2 protein-coding genes are annotated in these 2741 nt (G+C 34.7%); both read left to right on the forward strand.

Annotated features, from left to right (window positions below):
- Nucleotides 1-230: 230 nt before the first annotated feature.
- Entirely contained in the window at nucleotides 231-854 is a 624-nt protein-coding gene (locus tag AS180_RS21115) for a hypothetical protein (protein ID WP_062687460.1), read from the forward strand.
- A 525-nt stretch (nucleotides 855-1379) separates the two neighbouring features.
- Complete coding sequence (locus AS180_RS21120) at nucleotides 1380-2336, forward strand: alpha/beta fold hydrolase (RefSeq protein WP_061786695.1); 957 nt, start codon at nucleotides 1380-1382, stop codon at nucleotides 2334-2336.
- Nucleotides 2337-2741 lie beyond the last annotated feature (405 nt).

Raw genomic sequence — 2741 nt, forward strand, 5'->3', positions numbered from 1 at the left:
AAAATTAGTTAGAATACATAAGTAAATTTACTCTGTAAGAATTAAACGATGACAGTTCCAAAAACCTACAAAAATCCATTTTTAAGTAAAAAGCCTAATGTAAACTAACCAAGTTTTTCTATAATAGAAGAATGTATACATAGAAAGAAAGTAGGAGGCACCAAATGTTCATAAAACGAAAAGGAATTGTAGCCTTACTTCTCAGTAGCCTTGTCATAGGAGGGTGTCAAATGAATGAAGAACAATCAAACGAAACAAGACCAGTAGAACAGAAGCCGAGCGAAGTGGCCGTGGAGGAACTGCCAAATACAAGAGCCCTTCAAGATGAATTTACGCGCAGCATGCTGAAATCCGCACAGGAAACGGAAAAAGGATACTATACGCTTGTATCACAAACGGGTGAATATGAGATGCTGTTTCCGGCTGGTGGGGAAATTAGTAGCGGCAGTTATACTAACAATCAAGGTGTAAATGAAGCTTTTATGGCTGGAGTGTTATATGAAGATAAAACTCAGGCAAGAATCAAAGTGCACTTTAATCAAAAACAATCTAACGACGAAACGGGCATTCAATATGCACAGAAATTTCTTAAGAAAAATTTAGGTATTGAAGATGAATTTAAAAATATTGAGAAAAATGGTAATACGTTCTATTTAGCTCCTTTTCAATCAGAAAATGGTTATTATGGATATGGCGCATACATATACGACACGAGTAGAGATGTGGGAGGAATTGAATTTATCTACACAACAGAGTGTAGAGAGTCTATCAGTCCCTGTCGCCCTAGCAATCAAGAAGTCATGGAGAAAGTTGAAAAAATACTTTCATCTGTAGAATTCAATAAGGAGAAATAAAGATAAGCGTTTCATCGTGTGAGCGATGGATGTAGTACTATATTTTGGTCTTTATTAATAAAAATAAACAGAATAAATATGAAAATTGATTACCTGACTTCTTTCTGCAAGTTCACTTTCTTGAGAAGGTAATCAATATGCGTAATATAATGAATGAGGCTATGAAACTAATAAAAACTTCACTTAGACGTAAAGTTTTTATATTAAACGTCACTTCTATTCCTTTCAGTAAAGCGATGACAATCATATAAGCTGTAAATAGCCTGAAGTGTAAGAAGTCTAAACCATCTAGGTATCATTAACCACGTTTCCACTATAATCTTTGATAGCTTATTCAATACCTTTCACTTACCAACTAAATTAAATGACCACGCATTGTACTTTATCATATATGCCTGTCAAGGTCTAACTAAAAACCGATCTCAGTAAGAAGAAAAGACCACTTTCTCAAACTTCCTAAAATTAATGCGTAAGCAGTTTTAGCAAGAGAAAAACGCTAGTAATTTAACAAAAAAGGAGGACTTTATGAGTAGTAAAGAAAAAAGCATTCAGTTTTTTAAAGAATTTATAGATATTGACGGGCATCAAAATGGGATGTTTATTGAAACAGTGAGTTTAGAAAATCCTGTACTTTTATTTTTACATGGAGGTCCAGGGTTTCCACAGTACCCTGTTATTAAACAATCAGGCATGGGGTGGGAGGAAGATTTTACAGTTTGCTATTTGGAACAAAGGGGGACGGGTATGTCGTATAATGCATCAACACAAGGTGACATTACGTTAGGTCAATTAATTTCTGATGCATTAATTGTTACTGAATACTTAAAAACTAAGTTTAAGAAAGAAAAGATTTATTTGTGTGGACACTCCTGGGGGACTTTTTTAGGGAGTATTGTGGTTCATCGTTACCCTGAGAATTATCATGCTTACATTGGCATAGGACAAATGGGAAGACACTTTGAATCGAACAAAGACACATATGAGTTCTTGTTGGAAACAGCAATAAAAAAGGGAGATAAAAAAGCAGAAAAAGATATACGTTCAGTGACCTTTACTGAAGATTTCTACAAAAGTAAGGGTTATCGAAGGATATTAGGTCGCTACTTGAATAGGTTTGGTGGTGGCACGAAAAAAGTGGGGTATTCAAATTGGCAAAGCCTCAAAGATTTGTTTAGTTGCAGGCATTATTCTTGGAAAGAACGTGTGAATATACCAAAAGGAATTTTTGCAAGCTACGATGCTTTATCAGAAGCAATCGCAAAATCAGATGTCTCTTTATTAGCACCCAAGATTGAAGTGCCTGTTTTTATCATACATGGAGTGGATGACTATTCAACAAGTTATCGAGAAGCCAAACGATTTTATGAAAAACTAGACGCTTCTTCAAAAAAGCTATTCTCTTTTAACAACTGTGCACATTCTCCGTTTATAGAAGACCCTAATGCATTTAGAAACATTTTGCAAACTGAAGTTTTAAGATGATTTCTTTAAATAGAACGATAAAGACTGTTAAGATGTAGACCAATCATATCCAAAGCAGCTCATTTACAATGTAAATGGGCTTATTTTCATGTGAAAAATAAGAAAGTAATCACTGTAACCCCCCTTAACCAAGTAGTTCTAAAAGACTGAAAAAATCCATTTTTAAGTAAAAAGCCTAATGTAAAAACTAACCAAGTTTTTCTATAATAGAACAATGTATGTATGGAACGAAAAAAAAAGGAGGCACCAAATGTTCATAAAACGAAAAGGAATTGTAGCCTTACTTCTCAGTAGTCTGATTTTAGGCGGTTGTCAAATGAGTGACGAACAATCAAACGAAACAAAACCAGTAGAACAGAAGCCAAGCGAAGTGGCCGTGGAGGAATTGCCAAATACAAGAGCCCT

The organism is Priestia veravalensis, from assembly GCF_001457055.1.
Taxonomy (GTDB): domain Bacteria; phylum Bacillota; class Bacilli; order Bacillales; family Bacillaceae_H; genus Priestia; species Priestia flexa.